Origin of the sequence: Janthinobacterium sp. AD80, from assembly GCF_002878455.1 — a bacterium.
GTDB lineage: Bacteria > Pseudomonadota > Gammaproteobacteria > Burkholderiales > Burkholderiaceae_D > Janthinobacterium.
On sequence record NZ_NRDQ01000077.1, the window covers coordinates 1 to 23,256 of the forward strand.

Consider the following 23,256-nt stretch of genomic DNA (forward strand, 5'->3'; position numbering starts at 1 on the left):
GTCGGACGGCCCGCCCAGCAAGGTCAGCTTGGTCGCCCCCGCCGTCACGCCCGGCTGCGGGTCGACCTGGTTGCGCAATACCAGCGACAGGCTGCCCACGCTGCGCGCCAGGTCCAGGTTTTCCGCCTGTGCCGGCGTCACTTCCAGGGTCACCGCATTGACCACGCGGGGCTTGGTCTCGTCGCGGCCCACCTCCTGCGCCACGGCCAGCACCAGGATGCGTTCAAGCACGATCTTGGAAATGCTGCGGCCCTGCCCGCCTTCCCGCCCACCGTCCTGATGGGTGCTCACGATGATGTCGACATAGTTGCCCGGCAAGGCGAAACCGGCCACGCCGACCACGTCGTTGACACGCACGGTGATGGCGCGCCGCCCTTCCGTGATCAGCGCCGACAGGCCGCCCAGGGTGCCGGCCGGCGCCAGCTTGGCTTCGCTCAGCGGCTCGCCGCGCAGCACGCTGGTTTTCAGCACGCGGCCGGCCAGTTTCGCCGTATCTTGCAGCGCCCCTTGCGGCAGGCTTTCCGCCGGCCACTCAGCCAGGCGCAGCATCTCGGGCGACAGGCGCTGGCCCAGGTTGACATCGCTGGCGGCGACGACGATCTTGCCCTTGCCGGCCGGCGCCTGGCGCAGCAGCCAGTGCGAAGCCAGCAGCACCGCCAGCAAGCCCAGCACGATCGCCAGGCCCATCATCAACAGGGCGCGCCGGTTTTTCATGCGATGCTCTCGCAGAAGGCGGCCGGCGGCAAATCGCAGCTGGCAAACAGGCTGGCCCACGCCTGTTCCAGGGCGGCCACCGTCAGGCGCGGCGCGCTTCCGGCAAAGCCGGCGAAGTCGCTGATGCGCGACAACAATTCCTGCGGATAGCTGGCCAGCAAGGGCCGCCCGCCCGCGCCATGCAGCTGCTGCAGCAAATGCTGCAGCACCGTTTCATCGACGCCGATGCCGGCCAGGTGACATTGCTGGCGGAACAGGGCGCGGTAGGCGCTGTCGGCCAACGGCCCCACATGCACCTTGTAGCCGATGCGCCGCAGCAAGGCCGGGTCGAGCAGCTCGCCCGGCGGCACATTCGTCGCCAGCACCAGGGCATTGTCGAACGGCATGCTGAGCTTCACGCCGCCCGGCAAGCCCAGCTGGTCGACGCCACGCGCCAGCGGCTGCATCAGCCGCGTCAGCAGTTCCGGCGCACTCAGGCGCTGGCGACCCAGGTCATCGACGACCAGCATGCCATTGTTGGCGCGCACGTGCGGCGGCGCCTGGTAGCAGCCGCCGCCCGCGTCGTGGCGCAGCTCCAGCATGCCCGCGTCGAGCTCGGCGCCCACGTGGATCACGGGACGCTGGCACAGCACCCAGCGGATGTCCGTGCTGCGCCGCTCCAGCGCCTGGCGCGCGTGGCTGACGTGCTGCGGCGCCGGCGGCAGATGCTGCGCCGGGTCGTACAGTTGAATGATGTCCTGGCCGGCGACGATGGCGTAGGGCACGGCCACCAGCCCGTGCAGCAATTGCCCCAGCTGCAGCGCCAGGGTCGACTTGCCGCTGCCCGGCGGACCGTACAGCAGCAGCGAGCGCCCCGAATGCAGGGCCGCGCCCACCACGTCGAGCATGCCCGGCCCCGCATGCGCGCCGCCCAGCACAGCAGCCAGGTCGTCGCTGCCGATGCGCTGCTCCTGTGCCCGCCACGACTGGCGCGCCACCATGGCGCGGTAGGCTTCCAGGGTGACGGGCGCGGCGCCGATATACGCGCAGCGCTCGAGAAAAGCCGTGGCGCGCTGCTTGCCGCTTCCCGTCAACTGATACTGCACTTCGATATCGGATTCACCGCGCCAGGCCACTTCCACCACCTGTTCGCCGACCATGAAATCGAGCACTTCGCGCAAGACGTTGAGCGACAGCCGCAGCCGCGTCGTCAGCGCCGACAGATGCGTGCGCCCATCGACGAACAGCAGCTTGGCGATCAGCTCGACCACCAGTTGCCGCTCCAGTCCCGTTTCGCGCAAGCTCTTCGGCTGCGGCGGCAAAGGCGGCATCAGGTTCGCGTCGGCAGGACGCGCTACGCTGTCGGTGTTCAGGGAATAGTCGACCTCGGTCATGCTGCTTCTCCAAGCCGGTTAAGACTGCATTGCACAGAAATCATTCTAGCGAGCGGGTGCTGGCGGCCATTGATCAAGAGCAATGAATGCCACTCAGAAATAATGCTGCCCCTGCACCGCCAGGCTGCCCAGGGCGATGGCCAGCCCGTAGGGCATATTGCCCACGCTGGCGCCGCCGCCCATGGCCGCCGGGGCCAGCGGAATGCCGGCCATGCGGGCGATCATCGGCCACAGCAGTTGACGCACATTGCGCAGGCAGGCGCGCCACTTGCCCTGGTAGCTGATCATCAGCACGGCCATCAGGCCTCCCAGCACAAAGGTGGCAAAACAAATCTGCAGCACCGGCCAGGGACCGGCAAAGGCCCCCACCATGGCGATCAGCTTGACATCGCCGGCGGCCATGCCGCGCAGCGCGTACAGGGGTAAAAAAAGAAAAAATCCCGTGGCCATGCCGCCCAGCCACAGCACGGCCAGTTGCTGCGGCCACAGCCATGCATGCAGGGCCAGCGCGGCAAGGATGCCGGACAGCACCAGGAGATTCGGAATCTTGCGGCGGATCAAATCGCTGACGGCGGCGGCGGTCACAAAGCACAGCAGCAGCAGGTCGAATACGGCATAGGCAGGCATGCGGCACCTCCTGAAAAAAACCCGCCACCGGCCGGCCGGCAGCGGGCACCCGCTTAGGGCGTCAACACCAGGTTCGCAGAAATGTCGGTGAGGACGGTCAGCAAGTTGGTCTTGATCAGCAGGAAACCGGCAGTGATGGCGGTGGCCATCAATGCCGCAATCAAGCCGTATTCGATCGCCGTAATCCCATCCTCATCCTTGACGAATTGCTGTACTGCCGACAGGAAGGTATGCATGACAAGCTCCCAAAAGTGAATCACAAGTCCCTGGCGCAATCGGGTGTGAAACATTGCCCATTCCTGCTAATATGTTTCCTGCCGTAAATTTCTGCGCCATTGCATTGACTATAGAGCGGCCATGTTTTGGCAAATTGATGCGTCACAAGTTTCCACATGGAAATTATCAAACGCTGTTGAAATGACGGTGGACGCCGACAAATGTTGCGGTAAAGATTGAATGTCTGCGTCAGGGCAAGTTTTTTACAACGCCGGACAGGAATCTCATGTATTTACATGAAATATTGCATACGTTAATTGCCTATTAGGCAAAAAGACATTATCCTGCTTAGCTCTTCTTTGGAAAGGCCTCTCGCCCGGCGGTACAGAGCGTCATGCCACCAAATAAATCTTGGCTTCTTGTAGACGGACGCGAACATGCTCTTGCTTGATGCAATGCTGGTATGACGACACTTGTGTGACTACTTTCCAGAGAACGACAATGGATTCCCTACTGAAACACATGGTGGACATGACCGGGCACCGCGACCACACGATGCTCGACATTTCCGTGATCTCGGCGGTCCAGGAACTCGCTTCCGCGTCGCAGACCCGTGTGCTGGCCCTGACCACCGTGCGTGGCCAGGTGTTCGTGCGGTCGCGGGCCATCATCGTGGCGGGCAGCGTGGCCCGCATGGAAGACAATCCCGATCCGTCGCTGCCCGGTGAGCCGGTGTCGGACTACCCGGCGCTGGCCGCCTGCATCGCGCGCCATGAAGCGAGCGCCGATACCCTGTGCGCCGATGGCCGCCACCTGCTGTGGCTGCCCATCTGGATCGGCGACCAGGTCACCACCTGCCTGGAAATCACCAATCCCACGCCGTACACGGGCGCCACCATCCAGGTGATCGGCGGCATCGTCAGCGTCTACCGCAATTTCCAGAACCTGCTCGACTACAGCGAGCGCGACTCGCTCACCGGCTTGTTGAACCGCAAGACCTTCGACGACCAGCTGGCAAAAATCCTGCAAAGCCGCGGCGAGCCGGAAGCGGACAAGCCGCGTCCCGCGGACGAGGAACGGCGCCAGCATACGGACACGGAGCGCCAATGGCTGGCCGTGATCGACGTCGACCACTTCAAGCTGGTCAACGACAAGTTCGGCCACCTGTACGGCGATGAAGTGCTGATCCTGATCGCCAACCAGCTGCAATCGTCGTTCCGCTCGCAAGACCGCATCTTCCGCTTCGGCGGCGAGGAATTCGTCGTGCTGCTGCGCTCGATCACCCTGGAAAACGCGCAGAAAATCATCGACCGCTTCCGCACCAACGTGGAAGCGCATGATTTTCCGCAAGTGGGACGAGTCACCGTCAGCGTCGGCTTCGTCAGCATCAACGCCTACGAGGCACCCGTCATCATCCTCGGCCGCGCCGACCAGGCCTTGTACTACGCCAAGAGCCACGGCCGCAACCTGGCTTGCCACTATGACGAACTCGTCGCCAAGGGCATGCTGACCACCATCGCCTCGAACGACACGGCGGAATTCTTTTGAGTGTTCAGCACCTGAGAAAGTTCAGCTGAGCGCCCATGGCGGCGTTGCTGGCGCGACTGTCTTCGCGCCCGCTCAACACCCACAAACCTGATCAGGCATCCGCGAGGGAAAGAAAGCGCATGGGATCGACCTGCCACTTGGCGGCCGACTCATGGCCGACGATCTTGTCGGCGCCGCCGAAGCCGAAGCCGCGCGACAGGTCGACTGTTTCCGGCTTGATGTAGGTCTTGCTTTTCGTACTGAAAAATACATTCACTTTCGGCGCCAGCAAATTGCTTTCGTGCGCCTCGATGACGACGGCCAGGCGGCCCGATTCCAGCATCACCATGGTGCCTACCGGATAGATACCCACGCAGCGCATGAAGTCCTGCGCAAACACGGGATTGAAGTGGAATTTGCTCCATTCATAGATCTTGCGCAAGGCTTCGGCGGCGGGGATGCCCTTGTGATAGCTGCGATCCGAAGTCAGCGCGTCATACACGTCGACGATGGCGGCCATCTGCGCCAGTTCACTGATGGCGTCGCCGGCCAGCTGGTCCGGATAGCCGCTGCCATCGCGTCGTTCATGGTGGTGCAAGGTGATGTCGAGCGGTATCGGCCCCACTTCCGGCGACTGCAGCAAGATGTCGTAGCCGTCGCGCGGATGGCGCTTGATCTGGATGAATTCTTCCGGCGTCAGGGGGCCGGGCTTGTTCAGCACGCTGTCGGGCACCAGCGCCTTGCCCGTGTCGTGCAGCAAGCCGCCCAGGCCCGCCTGGTGCGTGGTGGCCGTATCGAGACCGCGCGAGCGGCAAAACGCCACCAGCAGCGCGCACACGCTGACCGAATGCAAAAAGGTGTAATCGTCCTTGCTCTTGATGCGCAGCAGGCCGACCAGGGCGCCGGGATTGCGCAGGATCGATTCGGTGATATCTTGCACCGTGTGCTGCACGCGGTCGATCTCGACCGCCTTGCCCAGGCGCACGTCGGCCATCACCGTGCGCACCAGGCTCGACGCTTGCCGGCGCACCTGCGTGGCGCGCGCCAGTTCCATGCCCAGCGACACGCGCGTGACCACTTGCGGCGCCGAGGCGATCTGCACCAGCTCGCGTTCCGTTTCCGCATTGGCCTGCGCCACGGTGGGCGCGTCCTGCACGTCAAGGCCCTTGCCGCTGTCGATCACCACGTCGTGGATGCCCGCCTGCACGATCTTGCGGATTTCCTCCTCGCTGCGCAGCAGGAAACGGTTGCGTACGAACGGATGCGTCATCCAGTCGCAGCTGAGGTCATGGATGTACATGCCGACTTTTAATTGCGCGGAATCAACTTTCTTGAGCATGCTGTCATCCCACAAATACACGGCTGGAGCACCGGAGGCGCTAGAATGAGTATAACAAAAATGTTATTGCGCTGGCCGCCTGTGGCAACGTGGCGCAACAGCCCGATTTTTACCATCACCGCACTGTTGCCGGCACTTGCCGGGCAATCGCGCACGCACCGCGTCTGGGATCCATGGAACTGCGCCAATTACGCTACTTTGTTGCCATCGTCGACCACGGCTCACTGTCGCGCGCGGCCCTGGTCCTGCACGTGGCGCAGCCGGCCCTGACGCAGCAGCTGCGCCAGCTGGAAGAGGAACTGGGCGTGCAGCTGCTGCACCGCTCGGCGCAAGGCGTGCTCAGCACCGATGCGGGCAAGGTGTTTTACGAACACGCGCAAGCCATCCTGAAGCAGGTGGCCGACGCCCGTTCGGCCGTCACGCAAAGCGCCACGCGGCCGTCCGGCAATGTCACCCTGGGGCTGCCGCACAGCATTTCCGGCGCGCTGGCCCTGCCCTTGCTGCTGGCCGCGCGCGAGCGCTACCCGGAAATCACCCTGCAGCTGACGGAAGAGATCACGGGCAACCTCAATGAACAGCTGAAATCGGGCCGCATCAACCTGGCCGTGCTGTTCGACGATGGCCAGCTGACGCCGTTTACCTGCAGCCCCCTGGTGGAAGAAGCCATGTGTTTCATTTGCCGCAGCGATTCCCCCTTCGCGCCCGCCGGCAAGGCGCTGTCTTTCCCGCAGGCGTTGAGCGCCACCCTGATCCTGCCGGGCCTGCAACATGGCGTGCGCCCGCGCATCGACAGCCGCGCCCGCGAACTGGGCCTGGCGGCCGCCAACATCATTGAAATCAATTCGATCGCCATCCTGAAGTCGGCCATCCTGGCCGGCATGGGCGCCACCATCCTGCCGGCCGCGCCCCTGCTGGCAGAACTCGACAGCGGCGCCATGCGCAGCTACGCCATCCACAGCCCCGTCCTGTCGCGCACGGTGGCCCTGTGCGCCTCGAAAAACATCCCCCTCACCAATGCGGGCAACGCCGTGAAAAACCTCGTGCTGCAAGTGGCTGCCGAGCTGTGCGGGAGCGGGCGTTGGGTGGGGGCGCATGTGCTCTCGCCTGCGTCATAAGTATTTCTTATACCCCCATCGGCAAAGCGTATTTGCCCCTTCCCCATCCCCGTTCTACACTGACCACGTTAACTATTTTAAATTTAAAATAGTTATGTGCCGCCCACACGCGGCCAGCCCGTCTGCACAGTGCGCGCCTTACCGGGCGCGTCCCTTGTACAGCCGCAATCTGAAACACCATTTTGGAGACAGCCATGTCCGTAACCACGGAAAACGGCTCCGCAGCGTTCGCTAGAAACGCCGGTGCCGCGCCATCTACGCCCCCAGACACTTCCCGTTTGACCACCGTCAGCCTCGACGACAAATATACGGCCACTTCCGGCGCCATTTTCCTGTCCGGCATCCAGGCCCTCGTGCGCCTGCCCATGATGCAGCGCCTGCGCGACCAGGCCGCCGGACTGAACACGGCCGGCTTCATTTCCGGCTACCGCGGCTCGCCCTTGGGCGGCCTCGATGAAAACTTGTGGAAAGCGAAAAAGCAGCTGGAAGCGCACCACGTGCAGTTCGTGCCCGGCGTCAATGAAGACCTGGCCGCGACGGCCGTCTGGGGTTCGCAGCAGGTCGACCTGATCGGTCCGGCCAAGTACGACGGCGTGTTCGCCATGTGGTACGGCAAGGGCCCTGGCGTGGACCGCTGCGGCGATGTCTTCAAGCACATGAACCATGCGGGCACGGCGAAACTGGGCGGCGTGCTGCTGGTGGCCGGCGACGACCATGGCGCCTATTCGTCAACCCTGCCGCACCAGTCCGACCATTTGTTCTCCGCCTCGATGATCCCCGTCCTGTATCCGTGCAATGTGCAGGAATACCTGGACCTGGGCATCCACGGCTGGGCCATGTCGCGCTTTTCCGGCTGCACCGTGGCCTTCAAGGCCCTGGCCGACACGGTCGAATCGTCGGCTTCCATCGACGCCGACCCGTTCCGCGTGGAAGTGAAAATTCCGCAGGATTTCATCATGCCCGAAGGCGGCCTGAACGCGCGCCTGTCGAGCATCCCGCTGGGCCAGCAGGCGCGCAACCAGGAAGCGCTGATGCAGGATTACAAGATCTATGCAGCCCTGGCCTACGCGCGCGAAAACAAGCTCAACCACACCACCATCGACAGCCCGAACGCCAAGCTGGGCATCATTGCCTCCGGCAAATCGTATCTGGACGTGCTCGAAGCGCTGGAAGAGTTGGGCATCGACGAGCAGATGGCGGCCGACGTCGGCATGCGGCTGTTCAAGGTGGCCATGCCGTGGCCGCTGGAACCGGACAGCGTGCGCGAATTCGCGCAAGGCCTCGATGAGATTCTCGTCGTCGAAGAAAAGCGCCAAATCGTCGAATACCAATTAAAAGAGCAGCTGTACAACTGGCGCGACGACGTGCGCCCGCGCGTCATCGGCAAGTTCGACGAAAAGGGTGAATGGGTGGCGCCGCGCGGCGAATGGCTGCTGACATCGAAGGCGGACTTTTCCGTCTCGCAAGTGGCAAGAGTCATCGCCAGCCGCATCGCGCGCCTGATTTCCGACCCCGTCACGTGCGACCTGATCAAGGCGAGATTAAGTTTCCTCGACGCCAAGGATGCGGTCTTGAAGAAAGCCGTGAACACGCCGTTCCGCCCCGCCTTCTACTGCTCCGGCTGCCCGCACAATACCTCGACCAAGGTGCCCGACGGCAGCCTGGCGCTGGCCGGCATCGGCTGCCACGTGATGGCCACCTCGATCTACCCGGAAATGAACAAGCTGACCACCCACATGGGCGGCGAAGGCGCGCCGTGGATCGGCCAGGCCGCGTTCTCGGAATTGCCGCACGTGTTCCAGAACCTGGGCGACGGCACGTATTTCCATTCCGGCTATCTGGCCATTCGCGCCGCGCAGGCGGCCAAGGTCAACATCACCTACAAGATTCTCTACAACGACGCCGTCGCCATGACGGGCGGCCAGCCCGTGGACGGCTTGATCACCGTGCCGATGATGGCGCAGCAAGTGGCGGCCGAAGGCATCGCCCGCATCGCGCTGGTGACGGAAGATTTAACGCGCTACAGCGACCGCAGCAACCTGCCAGCCCACCTGACCTTGCACGACCGCAAGGACATGGATGCCGTGCAGCGCGAACTGCGCGAAGTAGCCGGCGTGTCCGTGCTGATCTACGACCAGACTTGTGCCGCCGAGAAACGCCGGCGCCGCAAAAAAGGCGAATATCCGGATTTGCCTAAGCGCATGGTCATCAACGACGCCGTCTGCGAAGGCTGCGGCGACTGCGGCGTGCAATCGAACTGCGTGTCGATCTTGCCGAAGGAGACGGAATTTGGCCGCAAGCGCACCATCGACCAATCCTCGTGCAACAAGGATTATTCGTGCGCCAAGGGCTTCTGCCCCAGCTTCGTTACCGTCGAGGGCGGCAACCTGAAAAAAACCAAGACGGGCGCCGGCAAGCCGGGCGAGACGGACAACTTCGGCCCGTTGCCGGAACCGGTACTGCCCGCTTGCGACGCGCCGTACAATATCCTCATCAACGGCATCGGCGGCACGGGCGTCATCACCGTCGGCGCCCTGATGGGCATGGCGGCGCACCTGGAAGGCAAGGGCGCATCCGTGCTGGACATGACGGGCATGTCGCAAAAGAACGGCTCCGTCACCTCGCACGTGAAAATCGCCCGTTCCCCCGCGCATATCCGCGCCCAGCGCATCGCCACCGGCGAAGCGGACCTGATCCTGGGCTGTGACATGCTGACGGCCGGCGCGCAGGATGCCGTGTCGAAAATGCGTCCGGGCCGCAGCCTGGCCGTCGTCAACCTGCACGAGCAGCCGCCGGGCACGTTTGCGCAGAATGCCGACTGGCAATATCCGACGGCCGAAGTACGCCAGCTGATCGAGGAATCCGTGGGCGGCGCCGACGCGGCCGACTTCATCGACGCGACCAAACTGGCCACCGCGCTGATGGGCGACTCCATCGCCGCCAACCTGTTCATGCTCGGCTACGCCTGGCAAAAGGGCCGTATCCCGCTGACGGAAGCGGCCCTGCTGCGCGCCATCGAGTTGAATGGCGTGGGCATCGAGGCGAACAAGAAAAGTTTCCTGTGGGGCCGCCGTGCCGCCGTCGACGTGCGCAAGGTGACGCAGATCGCCACGCCGGCGCAAGCCATCATCGTGCAGATGCCGCAAAGCCTCGACAGCGTCATCAAGAAGCGCGTGGAATTCCTCACCGCCTACCAGAACGCCGCGTATGCGGACGGTTATGCGACGCTGGTAAAACAGGTGCGCGACCGCGAAAACACCCTCGGGCTGGGCCAGAAACTGTCGATGGCCGTGGCGAAAAGCTACTTCAAATTGCTCGCATACAAGGATGAATACGAAGTGGCGCGGCTGTACACGGATGGCCGTTTCGTCGAGCAATTGCAGCAGCAGTTCGAAGGTAACTTCTCCGTGAAATTCAACCTGGCGCCACCGCTGTTCGCCAAGAAAGATGCCAAGGGCCACCTCGTGAAAGCGGAGTTCGGCTCCTGGATGTGGCGCGCCTTCAAGCTGCTGGCGAAAGCCAAAGGCTTGCGCGGCGGCACCTTCGACATCTTCGGCTACACGGAGGAACGCAAGATGGAACGCGCCCTCATCGTCGAATACCGCGAACTGCTGGCCGGACTGCTGGTCAACCTGACGGCGGACAACCTGGCCACCTGCGTGGAACTGGCGTCCCTGCCGGAGAAAATCCGCGGCTTCGGCCACGTCAAGGAAGCCGCTGTTGCCACGTATCGCCAGGACAAGGCGCGCTTGCTGGCCAAGCTGGCCGATGGGAGTAAGCACGCGGCGTAAGATTCCAAACAAACACGCTTAGGTCGCAATGCGCTATGCCGGCAGCGGTACACACTGCCGGCATAGCGCATTTTTTTCTTCATGATGGCACTACTTCCCAACACTTCAGAAAACAACAACATATTCTTCATAAAAATCAATTACTTACTGGCACATTGATAAGCACAGGGTCTTCCAGACGATCGCGCTGCCTCAATCAGATCACGATCCACTATCCACTATCACATGAAATCAATGAGCAGGGTCTGTCGCCTGATTTTATCCAAAGAAATATCACCTTATCTAGAAATCTATACGCATCGCAAATTACAATAATTCACATGGAAGTTCTTATATTTTTAAATAATATTAAAATGATCATCATATCAACGTAGATAATTTTGTTTAAGTTATCGAAGTTATTTTCACTGCCCCGAATCTGCTTTTTCATAACGATCGATTTTTATTGCCATGCAGGTGATATTCGTGCAAAACTTATTCGTTCATTCTGTACTTTCGATAGAAGCGAGTACGTTCACGCATTTCTACCCACGTCATAGGAAAAGCAATGGATTTAATCGACCAGCTCAGAGCACTTGCCTCCCGAATCACAGCGACCAAGGATATTATCCAGACGGAGGAAGCCACAAAAAACGCGATGATCATGCCTTTCATCCAGATGTTGGGCTACAACGTATTCGATCCCACGGAAGTGACACCAGAATTAATTGCAGACGTGGGGACAAAAAAGGGAGAAAAAGTCGATTACGCCATTCTGAGTGATGGCAAGCCGATTATTCTCTTCGAATGTAAGAAAAGTGGCGGTGACTTGAGCATCAACCATGCTGGGCAGCTGTTCAGATATTTTCATGTAACGGCGGCACGCTTCGGTGTATTAACAAATGGCCTCACCTATAAATTCTTCACCGACCTCGAACAACCCAACAAGATGGACGAAAAACCGTTCTTCGAGTTCCATATTCTTGATTTTAAAGAACGGGACGTGGATGAACTCAAGAAATTTGCAAAATCTCTATTCGATGTCGATACCATCTTAACGACAGCGAACGACCTGAAATATACGCGCGCCATCCAGAATCGGCTAGCTGAATGGATGTACAACCCGTCCGAAGAATTTGTCAAAATATTGTCATCAGATTTACTTAGCGGGAAGCGCTTCACACCTGCCGTCAAGGACCAGTTTGCCGTCATTACCAAACGGGCATTTGAGCAGTTGTTGGGGGAGCGTATCAATGATCGCCTCAAAGGTGCAATGACGCCGGAATCATCGCCAGTCCAAGAATTGGCACCTGTCATTCCTCCTGAAGGCGTAGTTGAAAACCCTATCATCACGACACCAGAAGAAATAGAAGGGCTGCATATCATCCGCGCGATACTGCGCGGCGTCGTCAGTTCACGCCGTATTGTCATGCGTGATTCGCAGAGCTACTGCGCAATTTTGCTAGACGACAATAATCGAAAGCCTGTTTGCCGGCTACGCTTCAACAATACAGAAAAACTTGCCGTTGGCCTGTTCAATCAAAAGAAAGAAGAGGAAAAGTTTCCGATAGCCAGTCTCGACGATCTGTACACGCATGCAGAGCAATTAAAGGCCACCGTCCTGATGCATTTGCCGGCAGAAGACGCTGATAAAACAGCGTAAGAAGTAGCTTAAAAAGTCGAGTTATGCCAAGTCCGGGACGCGTTCCGGACTTGGTTTGACGACCCATCTTAATCCGGGCAGCGCCCCACTGTCGCCCCCGGCAACAGCACCGGTTGCCAGATTTCCTGCAGCTTTTCCGGCAGCGTGCCGGCCAGCAAGGATTGCAGCATCTCGACCATCTTGGCGCCCGCGCGGCGCAGGTCGGGCTGGTCGATGGTGGTGACGTTGATGCCGATCAAGGTGTCTTCCACGTTGCCCCAGACGATGACGGAAATGTCCTTGCCGATCTCGACACCCGCATCCATCAGGGCGCGCACCACGCCCACGCCGGACAAGTGGTTGTCGACGATGACGGCCGTGGGACGCGGCGAGCAGGCCAGCAATTGCTGCATGGCCTGGTAGCCGCTGCGGCGGTCGAGCGAGTTGTCGAGCAGATAGCGGGGATCATGCTGCAGGCCGGCCTGCGCCATGCAGCGGATAAAACTTTCCTTGCGCTCCAGCGCGAAATGCAGATCCAGCGGCGCGCTCAGCAGGGCGATGCGCTGGTGGCCATGCACCACCAGGAAGGACACGGCCAGGTCGATGCCCGTATCGTTGTCGTAGTCAAAATATGCATACGGCGCGTCGATGCGCGTGCGGCCATTCGCGACAAAGGGAAAATCCACTTTCGTCAGGTAGGCGATGCGCTCGTCGACCACCTTGGTGCGGCCTACCACCAGGCCATCGACCTGGCGCCCGCGCACCATGTTTTCATACGAGGGCTGTTCGTTTTGCGGCGAGACAGGCGCGATGATCAGGCTCATCTTCGACGCTTCGACGGCGTCGGACATGCCATTGACCACGGAAAGGAAGACGCTGTCGCCCAGGTCGCTGGGCAGCAAGGGGTAGATCATGCCGAGCACATTGGTGCGGCCGACGGCCAAGCTGCGCGCCAGCGGGTTGGGCCGGTAGCCCACCTTCTTGGCGGCGGCTAGGACGATTTCACGGGTGCGGGAATTGACTTCCGGATAGCCGTTCAACGCCCTGCTGACAGTCGTTTTCGACATGCCAAGGGCAATTGCGAGGCTCTTGAGATTCATTATTAACTACCTGTCTGTATGGCAAAAGAAACCAACTCTGACCGTCAATTATAGCCCAGAGCGCCAAACAGGCCCTGCAATACCGTGCGCCGGCATGGTAGAAAAACAACAATTTATTTACTGCATAAAAAATAATATTTTGATTCACACCACAAGCAACCTGTCCTGCAGCATCCACCACACATGGCAGGTCGGCAATTACTATCAACGCAAGCGGGTGCTCACTTCTTGACCGGGGCATGACCACCGCCTTCTGCACCACGCTTGGCCAGACGCGCACGATAAGATTATCAAGAAAGCATAATTTACTGGAACTGTGCGAGAATTTGTCCTACTCTTGATTCAGGTAAAGATTACCCGCAGACCAACACGCATGCCCCCCGGCATTTGGCGACTGCGCAACGGCCCTCTGTTTCGCTCTTCCGCCCACGCCTGGACCTACTTCAAAGGTGAACAATGTGGTATCGCTAACGTCCGTCAATCAGTTGCAGGCATCGCTGGCCACGGCGCAACGCAGGGTAGAGCAGGGCCAGAACCAGGTGCAACGCGACAGCGAACAACTGGCGCAAAGCCGCCAGGCGCTGGCGCGGGAGCAGGAAACCTTGAGCCAGACGCAGCGCGGCAGCCAGCAAGCACAAGCCGACGCGGCGCCCGCCGTCAAGGCGCCGCAGCTGGACCAGGCGATCAAGGTGGCCGTGCCGCAGCAAGCCGCGCCGGCCGCGCCAAGAAGCACACCTCAGCTCAACAGCTACGGCCAGACCCTGGGCCGCCTGATCGACGTGACGGCCTGAACAGCTTTACTGCGCCATTTCCTCTGCCAGCATCGGCAGCCACCATTTTTCACCCGCCTTCGGCTGCGCCAGGTCGAGCGCTTCGCCCATCTGCGGCGTCGCCAGGCGCACGCCCTGTTTCGCCGCCAGCCCGGTGATGCGGTCGAACGGCTCATGCCAGGCGTGCAGGCCCAGGTCGAAGGTGCCGTTATGCACGGGCATCAACCACTTGCCGCGCAAATCCAGGTGCGCCTGCAAGGTTTGTTCCGGCTGCATGTGCACGTCCGGCCACAGCTTGTCGTAGGCACCCGTCTCGATCATGGTGACGTCGAATGGCCCGTACTTGTCGCCGATCTGCTTGAAGCCGTCGAAATAGCCGGAGTCGCCGCTGAAAAACACGCGCACCTCGGGCGCGTCGATGACCCATGAAGCCCACAGCGTCTTGTTACCATCAAACAAGCCACGGCCGGAAAAATGCTGTGATGGCGTGGCGACGAGTTTTACGCCAGCGATCGTCGTGCCCTGCCACCAGTCGAACTGCTGCACCTTGTCCTTGGGCACGCCCCATTCGACGAGGGTATCGCCCACGCCCAGCGGCGTGACGAACTGCTCCGTCTTGGCGGCCAGCTGCAGCACGGCGGCATGGTCGAGGTGGTCATAATGGTCGTGCGAGAGGATCACGGCCTTAATCGGCGGCAAGTCTTCGATGCTGATGGGCGGCTGGTGAAAACGCTTGGGACCGGCCCACTGCACCGGCGAGGCGCGTTCGGAAAACACGGGGTCGGTCAGGAAGAAGGCATTGTTCAATTTCAGCAGCAGGGTCGAGTGTCCCAGGCGAAACAGGGTGTTGTCGGGCGCGGCCAGCAGCTGCGCCCGGGTCAGCGCTTGCACGGGCACGGCGGCCACAGGCACGGTACTGTCCGGCTTGTTGAAAAAGAAGGTCCACATCAGCTTGAGCGTTGCGGCCGTACCCAGCTTGTACATGGGTACGGGATTGCGGAACTTGCCGTCGTGGCGTTGTGGTGATTCAGCTGGCGCCGCAGGCTCGGCGCGCAAGGTGCAAGAACTCATGATGATCAGGACTCCCAAAAAGACAATGCAGAAGATGCGGTGCAGGTGCATATGCGGCCCGGTAGGTAAAAGGCAAGAATTAAAGTACACTACACAGTGTAGTTCCTATTTCAAGCAAAGTAAACCAGGAGGTGTAAAATATTGTTTTCAAAGGAGATTTTCAGCCATGGCCTTACCGCAACGCCTCACTGACCGCAAGCGCGTAGCCATCGTCGATGCCGCCATCGCCGAGTTCCGCGAGCATGGTTTCGATGCGACCAGCATGGACAAGATCGCCGCCACGGCCGCCGTTTCCAAGCGCACCGTGTACAACCATTTCCCCAGCAAGGACGAACTGTTTGCGGAAATCCTGCAGCGCATGTGGGAAAGCAGCATGGCCCAGCCTGCCGTACCCTACGTTGCCGACCAGCCGTTGCGGCCGCAGGTGCTGGCCCTGGTCGAGCAAAAAATGGCCCTGCTGTGCGATGCGGCCTTCATCGACCTGGCGCGCGTGATCTTCGGCGAAACCATCCACTCGCCCGAGCGCGCGCAAGCCATGGTGGCGCGCCTGAATGAAAAGGAAACGGGCCTGAATATCTGGATCCGCGCGGCGCAGCAGGACGGGCGCATCAAGGCGGGCGAGACGCTGGAAGTGGGTCACCTGCTGATGGCACCGTTAAAAACCTTTGCCTTCTGGCCGCAGATCACCATGGGCGAGCCTCTGCTGGGCCCGGCACGCCAGCGCGAAGTGGCGGAACTGGCCGTCGATATCTTCCTGTGCTACTACAGCGTGGCAAAACAGACGGCATAAACGGGCGGCAAGTGGGCGGAAATGGTCTGCCAGTGCGCGCCGCCATCGCCGGAAAACCAGGCGCCGCCGGTGGTCGACGCCATCAATAAACTGCGCCCATCGTCGGCCAGCGCCAGCCCGTGGCGGTACACCAGGTCGTAGCAATGCTGCTGCGGCAAGCCCTCGCGCAAGACCTCGAAAGTCTTCCCGCCATCGCGCGTGCGCGTCACGGCCAGCGCGCCATCGTGCGGAATCCTCAGCACGTCCGCCTGCGCCGGCACGAACCAGGCCGTGTCGCCATCGCGCGGATGCACGGCCACGGCAAAGCCGAAATGCGACAGCGGCGCCGTCGTCACTTCCTGCCAGTGCCAGCCCCCGTCCGGTGAGCGCCAGATGCCGTTATGGTGCTGGCACCACAGCGCGTCGGGCATGCCCGCGCTGCGCACGATGCGGTGCGGGTCTTGCACGGCCTCGTTTTCATCGAGTTCGGGCGGCATGTAGTCGGCGCGCATGCCCGTCGCGCTCAAGGCCCAGGTGGCGCCGCCATCGAGCGTTTGCCACACCCCGCCGCACGACACGCCGACCAGCACTTTGTTGCTGTCGCGCGAGTCGACACAGATGCTGTGGATGCCGGGCACGTCGTAGCCGCCACCGAACCACTGCGCCCGCTGCGGCACGTTCCACAGCGATTCCACCAGCTGCCAGCTGTCGCCGCGGTCATTTGAACGGAACAGGCCGCCAGGCAAGGTACCCGCCCACAGCACGCCAGGCTGGTCAGGGCCACCGGCCGCCAGCGACCAGATCTGCCGCAAGGTCCAGTCGATGGTGTCGCTGCTGTCCTCGGGCTTGGCCGGGTAGGCGGGCACGGCGATCTCTTGCCACGCGCCCCCGGCATCGCGCCGGTGCAGCTTGGCGCCGAAGTGGCCAAGGTTCAGGGCCGCATACAGGGCGCCGTCGCGGCTGTCGTGCAGCAGCATGGACACGGGATCGCCGGCGAAATGCGCCAGCGCCAGCTGCCAGGCGCCGCCGCCGTCCACGTCGAACTGAAACAGGCCCTTGCGGGTGCCGAGATACGCGCGCTGACTCATATCAACCTCCGGAAAGTGCTTGCAAGATATACACCTGGCTGTCCGGCCGCAAGGCGTCATCCAGCACGCGCCGTTCGCGGCAGCGCACGCCATCGATGAAGATCACCACGTTGGGACGCAGGGCGCCCTGCTCGTCGAGCACATAGCCGCGCAGGCGCGGTTGCTGCGCAAAGGCGGCATCAAGCGCGGCGCGCAGGCGTGGCGCCGCCACGTCCACCGTGGGGACGTCCATAAAGCGTGCCAGTTGCCGGGTAAAATGCAGTTGCGCCATGCTGCCCTTCGACGTCGTCGGCCTGGACTCATTCTAGTCCGCTTTGCGGATGATGCAATGGCGCATGCCCTACAATGCAGGCAAGCACACAAGGAGGCCAGGCATGACGATTACCCCGGAAGAACTAGCGGTGCTGATGCAGGAAGTGGAAGTGGCCGATCCCATCGACTTTGCCGACCTGCCCTTCAACGAGCAGGAATTGCGCGGGCTGATCGCCAACCACCTGTGCGAGATGGCCGACGCCATGGAAAGTTTCAGCCCGGAAGACCGCAACCTGGCCTTGCTGGCCGTGGCGGCCAAGCTGGTGCTGGAAAACCTGGTGCTGCACGTGCAGCTGCTGCGCCGCCACGGCTTGCCCGTGGGCGACAGCGTGGAGGCGCTGCTGCAGCGGCTCAAGGGCGGTAGCCAGCCCTAGCGGGCCACCGCCCCGCCGTTACTGCAGGTTGATGGCCGTCAAATAGCCAATATTGCTGCCAGACACACCTTGCGCCGAGCGGATATACAGCACCCCATTGCGCGACAACGACAGGGTGCCGCTCAGTCGATAGGTCCATGCCGCCTGGCGGCTGGCCAGATCGAGCGCATGGGTGTGCTTGCCGCCAGCTATAAACAGCAGGTTGTTGGTCACGATCAAGTCGCCATTGAGTGCCTCTTCGCCCACGCTGGCCAGCGGCCAGGTCCACAACACGGCGCCGTCGCTGACGTTGCGCGCCTCGATCACCTTGCCACTGTCGTTGCCCACATAAATCACGCCGCGCGCCACCACGGGCTGGGTGATGAAGCGGCCGCTGACCGTCCAGCGCACGCTGCGGCTGCCCGCGTCGACCAGGCTCAAGCTGTTGTCGACCGACTTGCCTGGATACGGCCGCTGGTTCAGCAGCAGCACGCTATTGTCATCGACCAGCACGGGCGCCTGGCGCAAGGAGCTCTTGCCAGTGCCACCGATTACCTGGCCCGGCACGGCCACGCTGAAACGCTTGCTGCCGTCGGCAATATTGAAGGCCGTCAAGGTACCTGCCGCATTGCTATAGACGGTGCCGGCATTGACGGCAGGCGTCCATTCGTCCACATTGCCCAGCTTGGGCAAGTCCAGGCTCGTCGACCAGCGGTTCTGTCCCGTCGTCGCATCCAGCCGCATCACGTCATTATTGCCGCCGAGATAGGCATTCCCGTCGAACAAGGTCGGCGCCGTCAGCTGCGAGGTGGCGACCAGGAGCCCGTTGGTATTGGGCTGCCGGACCACGGCCAGCCTGGCGCCGGACTGCGCATTGAAGGTATAGGCATCGTTAATCCCTGCCATGACCAGCCGGTTGCCGGCCACGCCAGGCGCGCCCAGCACGTCGCCCAGCTTCAGCTCCGTTTGCCACGCCGCGGTACCATCGGTTTCCGACAGGGCCGACAAGCGGTAGGTGTAGATGTATTTGAATCGCTCGGCGCTATCGTCTATGGCCACTTCTTCATTGAAATACACGTAACCATTCGCCGTGACCAGCGGACTGATCCTGGTGCTGACGCCGTTGATGCTTGCCGTGCTCTTCCATGACCAGCGGCGCGTAAATTTGCTCGCGTCCAGCGAGGCGGGCACGAAGCCCGTGTGCGCTGCATTACCGTTGTAGCCCTCCCAGTCGGTGGCGCCGGACAGCTGGCGCAGGGGCGACAGGGTGCCCTTCATGCCTACCACCGTGATGCTGTAGCTGGCTGTGCGCGGCTGGTAATTGGGCGTGCCGGGAAAGGGGCTGACGAGAACGGAAAAATCCACCGTCCCTGTGTACGTGCCTTCTGCCAGGCCCGGCTTGACGCTGAAGTCCATCAGCCAGGAACCATCAGGCTGCTTGACACGGTTGACCGAATCGAACACTTTGCTGCCTGCGGACGGCTTTTCCTCCCACAGTGGCCGCTGGTCCGTCACCTTGGCGTAAAGCATCACGGTCGCCTGGACCTTGTTGCAGGTTTCACCCGGCTGCTGCACGCAATTGAGATTGACCTGCGACAAATTCATCGCCTGTTCCGGCGATTCGCCCCCGCCGCCGCACGCGGCCAGGGACAGGAAACCAAGCACGGTCAACGGGTATGCAGCGATCCGCAGCCGCGCTGTCAAGAAAGTAGTCATGCCATGTCCAGGTTGCGTTTCATTTCCTCCACGATAGAGGTGAACTTGAAACTCTGGCCATCTTTATAACATGGAAACCAGCCCAAAATCTCACACAATCTCACCGGGCGCTAGGCCTGCTTGCGCACGGCGCGCGCCTGCAATGACACATCGCTTTCCGCCACGGCCACGCAGGGCAGGATGTAGCCATCGAGGCGTTCATCGGGACTGATGCCGGGCCAGTCCACCGTGTAGCGCACCTTGCCCTCTGGCATATGGCAGATGCAGGTGCGGCAGGTGCCGTTGCGGCAGGAGCTGAGCAGGCGGATGCCGGCCAGCTCGGCGGCGGCCAGCAAGGTTGTGCCCGCCTCGGCCGGGAATTGCCAGCCTTGCGGGACGACGGTGATGGTGAAAGTAGGGGTGGTCAAGGGCGTGCTCATGCGCCCAGTTTAACAGTCCGCCAGCGCCGTCCAGCTGGCACCCGCCGCATGGCTGCGCAGCACGGCTTCGGCAAAGGCCAGTCCCGCCACGCCATCGTTGACAGTGGGCAACCAGCTGGCTTCCTTGGGCACGGGCAAGCCCGCCTGCAGCGCGCGGATGGCCAGGGCCGCATCCAGATACAGCTGCGCGAACGCTTCCAGGTAGCCTTCCGGATGGCCGGCCGGCACCCGCGTGGCGTGGCGCGCGGCCGCACTGTCGACCCGGCCCGGACGCAACAGCTGGCGGTTGCCGCCCTGCGGCGTGCACCACAGCTGGTTCGGCTGTTCCTGGTCGAAATCCAGCTGCGCCTTGCTGCCGAACAGGCGCAGGCGCACCGTGTTTTCGCAACCGGTCGCCACCTGGCTGGCCCACAGGGTGCCCTTGGCCCCGTTGGCATAGCGCAGCATCACTTGCACGTGGTCATCGAGGCTACGGTTCGGTACAAACGTCGACAGTTCCGCCAGCACGGCCTGCGGCGTCAATCCGCTGACGAACTGCGCCAGGTGGTAGGCATGCAGCCCCACGTCGAGCAGGGTGCCGCCAGGCCCGGCTTTCAGCGGGTCGTTGTGCCAGTTGCCTTCGCTCATGCCTCCTGCAGTGATCGCGTCGGCCAGCCAGTCCTGCGAATACTCGACTTGCACGAGGCGCAACTCACCGATCTCGCCCGCCTCGACCATGGCTTTCGCATGGCGCAAGAGCGGATAGCCGCTGTAGGTATGCGTGAGCGCAAACAGCAGGTTTTTTTGCTCGGCCAGCGCCGCCAGTGCCTGGCCTTCCGCCAGAGAGATGCCCAGCGGCTTGTCGCAGATCACGTGGATGCCCGCCTGCATGAAAGCCGTGGCGACGGGCGCGTGCAGGTGATTCGGCGTGACGATGGCCACGGCCTCGACGCCGTCCGCCCTGGCCGCCTCCGCCTGCGCCATGGCGCGGTAGTCGCTGTAGCAGCGCTCTGGCGCCAGGTGCAACGCGGCGCCGCTGTCGCGGGCGCGCTGCGGATCGGACGACAGGGCACCCGCCACCAGTTCGTACTGGTCATCGATGCGCGCCGCGATGCGGTGCACGGCACCGATGAACGCGCCCTGCCCGCCCCCTACCATGCCCAGCCGTAAACGTCGCTGCATGTCGTCTCCTATTTCAAGCCAAGCAAGTGATGGATTTGATCCTGGTCAACCGCGCTACCCGCAAAATCGTCGAACGCATGTTCGGCCACGTGGATGATGTGCTCGCGGATGAAACGCGCCCCTTCGGCCGCGCCATCTTCCGGGTGCTTCAGGCAGCACTCCCACTCCAGCACGGCCCAGCCCGGGAAATCGTACTGCGCCATCTTGGAAAAGATCGCCTTGAAGTCGATCTGCCCATCGCCCAGCGAGCGGAAGCGGCCGGCCCGGTCTTGCCAGTCGGCATAACCGCCATACACGCCCTGGCGCCCGTTGGGCCGGAATTCCGCATCCTTGACGTGAAACGCCTTGATGCGCGCGTGATAGATGTCGATGAAAGCCAGGTAGTCGAGCTGCTGCAGCACGAAGTGGCTGGGGTCGTACAAGATCGAGGCGCGCGGGTGATCGTTGACGGCGGCAAGAAAACGCTCGAAAGTCACGCCGTCATGCAAATCCTCGCCCGGATGCAGCTCATAGCAAAGGTCCACGCCCGCCGCGTCGAATGCATCGAGGATGGGCAGCCAGCGCTTGGCCAGTTCGGCGAACGCGGTTTCCACCAGTCCCGCCGGGCGCTGCGGCCACGGGTACAGATACGGCCAGGCCAGCGCGCCGGAAAACGTCACGTGCGCCGTCAAGCCCAGCCTCTGCGAGGCGCTAGCCGCCCACAGCAGTTGCTGCGTGGCCCAGGCCGTGCGCGCAGCCGTATCGCCACGCACATGTTCGGGCGCAAAGCCGTCGAACAGCGCGTCGTAGGCGGGATGCACGGCGATCAGCTGGCCCTGCAAATGCGTCGACAGTTCCGTCACCTGCAAGCCATGGCGCGCCAGCAAGGCTGTCACATCATCGCAATACTGCTGGCTGGCCGCCGCCTGTTCCAGGTCAAACAGGCGCGGCGCCGTCGGCAGTTGCAAGCCCTTGTAGCCCAGGCCGGCCGCCCATTGCGCCAGGTGTTCGAGCGAATCGAACGGCGGCGCATCGCCGAGAAACTGGGCCAGGAAAATGGCCGGGCCCTGGATGGTTTTCATGGGTATCCTGTAAAAATTAACCCTTGAGGCAAAGTGCCGGGGTGGGACCCTCAGGGTCCGCCCCCGGATTCTTGCCCTTCGGGTTATGACTTAAATCAAAAAGGCGAGTTCGGAAAGTAAAACTGCTTGGCATTCTCGCGCGTGATCAGCACCGAGGGGATGATCGTGTTGGCCGGCAATTTATCACCTTTCAGGCGCGCTTCCGTCGTCAGTTTGATGGCGTCGTACATGAACTTCGGCGAGTACGACACATCGGCGACGATCAGCGGGTCGGAGCCGTCCATGATCTTTTTCACGGCGCCCTTGGCGCCCGCACCGCCGAACACTTGCTTGATGTCCGTGCGCTTGGCTTGCGCGATGGCTTTTTGCACGCCGATGGCCATGTCGTCATCGGCGGCCCAGACGGCGTCGATGTGCTTGAAGCGGGTCAGATAATCCTGCATGACCTTGAAGGCATCGTCGCGGTTCCAGTTGCCGTACTTGGCGTCCAGCACCTTGATCTCGGGATGGCCTTTCATGACGGCACTGAACGCGTCAAAGCGCTCGTTGTCCAGGGTGGTCGGCATGCCGCGCAGCACGACGATATTGCCCTTGCCATTCAGGCTTTTCGCCAGGTATTCGGCCGGCAGCTTGCCAAACGCCGTGTTGTCGCCGGCGATGTAGGCATCCTGCGACTGCGTGTTCGTCAAGCCGCGGTCCACCACCGTCACGTACACGCCCTTGTTTTTCACTTGCGCCACGGGCTGCGTCAGCGAGGCCGACTCGATGGGGAAGATCACCAGGGTGTTGATCTTATTCACCGTCAACATGTCCTGCAGCTGGTTCGCCTGTTCGGGCGCCGTGGCGGCCGTCTTGACGATGATTTTCAGCCCCGGATGCGCTTTCTCAAGTTCCGCCTTGGCCTGGTTCGCCCACCAGACGATGCCGGAAGTAAAACTGTGCGTGGCCGTGGGAATGGCCACGCCGACTACCAGCTTCTCCGCCGCCTGCGCGTGCCCCATCGGCAGCGCCCACGCCTGCATCACCAGCACTGCTACCCCTGCTACCCGTATAAAGCTCTTCATGCTGCTCTCCTCCAAGGTTGTGGGCGCCCGTTGGCTGCCCTTTCAGAAC

General features: G+C 61.9%; 21 protein-coding genes. 7 read left to right on the forward strand and 14 right to left on the reverse strand.

Translation table 11 applies throughout. The annotated features are described in order from the left end of the window. The 4 genes from cpaB to JaAD80_RS15900 all read right to left on the reverse strand — a co-directional run. The coding region (gene cpaB, locus JaAD80_RS15885; RefSeq protein WP_102295392.1) for a Flp pilus assembly protein CpaB at positions 1–714 on the reverse strand (714 nt) is incomplete at its 3' end. Next, on the reverse strand, positions 711–2,087 hold the full coding sequence (locus JaAD80_RS15890) for an ATPase (protein WP_102295394.1): 1,377 nt from the start codon (positions 2,085–2,087) through the stop codon (positions 711–713). The genes JaAD80_RS15890 and cpaB, both read right to left, overlap by 4 nt. A gap of 93 nt (positions 2,088–2,180) precedes the next feature. Further along, positions 2,181–2,714 (reverse strand): prepilin peptidase, encoded by a 534-nt coding sequence (locus JaAD80_RS15895; RefSeq protein WP_102295395.1) that lies wholly within the window; start codon positions 2,712–2,714, stop codon positions 2,181–2,183. Between the two features lie 53 nt (positions 2,715–2,767). Then, on the reverse strand, positions 2,768–2,950 hold the full coding sequence (locus tag JaAD80_RS15900) for a Flp family type IVb pilin (protein WP_092798663.1): 183 nt from the start codon (positions 2,948–2,950) through the stop codon (positions 2,768–2,770). Positions 2,951–3,431: 481 nt separating this feature from the next. Here JaAD80_RS15900 and JaAD80_RS15905 point away from each other — a divergent pair, with 481 nt between their 5' ends. Beyond that, a complete protein-coding gene (locus JaAD80_RS15905) occupies positions 3,432–4,478 on the forward strand; it encodes a GGDEF domain-containing protein (RefSeq protein ID WP_102295397.1) in 1,047 nt (348 codons plus the stop codon). Positions 4,479–4,569: 91 nt separating this feature from the next. Here the strand turns inward: JaAD80_RS15905 and JaAD80_RS15910 are convergent, their stop codons facing one another. Then, a complete protein-coding gene (locus JaAD80_RS15910) occupies positions 4,570–5,796 on the reverse strand; it encodes an HD-GYP domain-containing protein (RefSeq protein WP_102295429.1) in 1,227 nt (408 codons plus the stop codon). A gap of 173 nt (positions 5,797–5,969) precedes the next feature. Between JaAD80_RS15910 and JaAD80_RS15915 the strand changes: the two genes are divergently transcribed. From JaAD80_RS15915 to JaAD80_RS15925, 3 genes are all read left to right on the forward strand, one after another. Further along, positions 5,970–6,911 carry a LysR substrate-binding domain-containing protein gene (locus JaAD80_RS15915; RefSeq protein WP_102295399.1) on the forward strand — a complete coding sequence of 314 codons (942 nt, stop codon included), beginning with the start codon at positions 5,970–5,972 and terminating at the stop codon, positions 6,909–6,911. Between the two features lie 194 nt (positions 6,912–7,105). Next, positions 7,106–10,702, forward strand: a complete 3,597-nt coding sequence (locus JaAD80_RS15920; RefSeq protein ID WP_102295400.1) for an indolepyruvate ferredoxin oxidoreductase family protein — start codon at positions 7,106–7,108, stop codon at positions 10,700–10,702. Between the two features lie 547 nt (positions 10,703–11,249). Then, positions 11,250–12,344, forward strand: a complete 1,095-nt coding sequence (locus JaAD80_RS15925; RefSeq protein ID WP_102295402.1) for a type I restriction endonuclease — start codon at positions 11,250–11,252, stop codon at positions 12,342–12,344. A gap of 68 nt (positions 12,345–12,412) precedes the next feature. Here JaAD80_RS15925 and JaAD80_RS15930 read toward each other — a convergent pair whose 3' ends face one another. Continuing rightward, on the reverse strand, positions 12,413–13,423 hold the full coding sequence (locus JaAD80_RS15930; protein WP_102295404.1) for a substrate-binding domain-containing protein: 1,011 nt from the start codon (positions 13,421–13,423) through the stop codon (positions 12,413–12,415). A gap of 458 nt (positions 13,424–13,881) precedes the next feature. Here JaAD80_RS15930 and JaAD80_RS15935 point away from each other — a divergent pair, with 458 nt between their 5' ends. Beyond that, a complete protein-coding gene (locus tag JaAD80_RS15935; protein ID WP_146012409.1) occupies positions 13,882–14,214 on the forward strand; it encodes a hypothetical protein in 333 nt (110 codons plus the stop codon). A 6-nt stretch (positions 14,215–14,220) separates the two neighbouring features. Here the strand turns inward: JaAD80_RS15935 and JaAD80_RS15940 are convergent, their stop codons facing one another. Then, positions 14,221–15,264, reverse strand: a complete 1,044-nt coding sequence (locus tag JaAD80_RS15940) for an MBL fold metallo-hydrolase (RefSeq protein ID WP_102295430.1) — start codon at positions 15,262–15,264, stop codon at positions 14,221–14,223. A 166-nt stretch (positions 15,265–15,430) separates the two neighbouring features. On the opposite strand from JaAD80_RS15940, the gene JaAD80_RS15945 reads away from it, so the two are divergent. Continuing rightward, positions 15,431–16,054, forward strand: coding sequence for a TetR/AcrR family transcriptional regulator (locus JaAD80_RS15945; RefSeq protein WP_102295407.1), 624 nt, complete (start codon positions 15,431–15,433; stop codon positions 16,052–16,054). On the opposite strand, the gene JaAD80_RS15950 is transcribed toward JaAD80_RS15945, so the two are convergent. Both JaAD80_RS15950 and JaAD80_RS15955 read right to left on the reverse strand, forming a co-directional pair. Then, on the reverse strand, positions 16,027–17,121 hold the full coding sequence (locus JaAD80_RS15950; RefSeq protein WP_102295409.1) for a sialidase: 1,095 nt from the start codon (positions 17,119–17,121) through the stop codon (positions 16,027–16,029). The genes JaAD80_RS15945 and JaAD80_RS15950 overlap by 28 nt on opposite strands. A 1-nt stretch (position 17,122) precedes the next feature. Beyond that, positions 17,123–17,392, reverse strand: coding sequence for a MoaD/ThiS family protein (locus tag JaAD80_RS15955; protein WP_102295410.1), 270 nt, complete (start codon positions 17,390–17,392; stop codon positions 17,123–17,125). A 103-nt stretch (positions 17,393–17,495) separates the two neighbouring features. On the opposite strand from JaAD80_RS15955, the gene JaAD80_RS15960 reads away from it, so the two are divergent. Next, positions 17,496–17,807, forward strand: coding sequence for a hypothetical protein (locus tag JaAD80_RS15960; protein WP_102295412.1), 312 nt, complete (start codon positions 17,496–17,498; stop codon positions 17,805–17,807). Between the two features lie 18 nt (positions 17,808–17,825). Here the strand turns inward: JaAD80_RS15960 and JaAD80_RS15965 are convergent, their stop codons facing one another. From JaAD80_RS15965 to JaAD80_RS15985, 5 genes are all read right to left on the reverse strand, one after another. Next, a complete protein-coding gene (locus tag JaAD80_RS15965; protein WP_102295414.1) occupies positions 17,826–19,502 on the reverse strand; it encodes a PQQ-binding-like beta-propeller repeat protein in 1,677 nt (558 codons plus the stop codon). A 110-nt stretch (positions 19,503–19,612) separates the two neighbouring features. After that, positions 19,613–19,909 carry a 2Fe-2S iron-sulfur cluster-binding protein gene (locus tag JaAD80_RS15970; RefSeq protein WP_258003018.1) on the reverse strand — a complete coding sequence of 99 codons (297 nt, stop codon included), beginning with the start codon at positions 19,907–19,909 and terminating at the stop codon, positions 19,613–19,615. 21 nt (positions 19,910–19,930) lie between these two features. After that, complete coding sequence (locus tag JaAD80_RS15975) at positions 19,931–21,082, reverse strand: Gfo/Idh/MocA family protein (RefSeq protein WP_258003019.1); 1,152 nt, start codon at positions 21,080–21,082, stop codon at positions 19,931–19,933. 8 nt (positions 21,083–21,090) lie between these two features. Next, the gene (locus tag JaAD80_RS15980; RefSeq protein ID WP_102295420.1) at positions 21,091–22,143 is read right to left on the reverse strand and encodes a sugar phosphate isomerase/epimerase; all 1,053 of its coding nucleotides are present in this window, start codon (positions 22,141–22,143) and stop codon (positions 21,091–21,093) included. Positions 22,144–22,238: 95 nt separating this feature from the next. Beyond that, positions 22,239–23,165: a substrate-binding domain-containing protein gene (locus JaAD80_RS15985; RefSeq protein ID WP_258003022.1), complete on the reverse strand. Its 927-nt coding sequence runs from the start codon at positions 23,163–23,165 to the stop codon at positions 22,239–22,241. Positions 23,166–23,256: the final 91 nt, after the last annotated feature.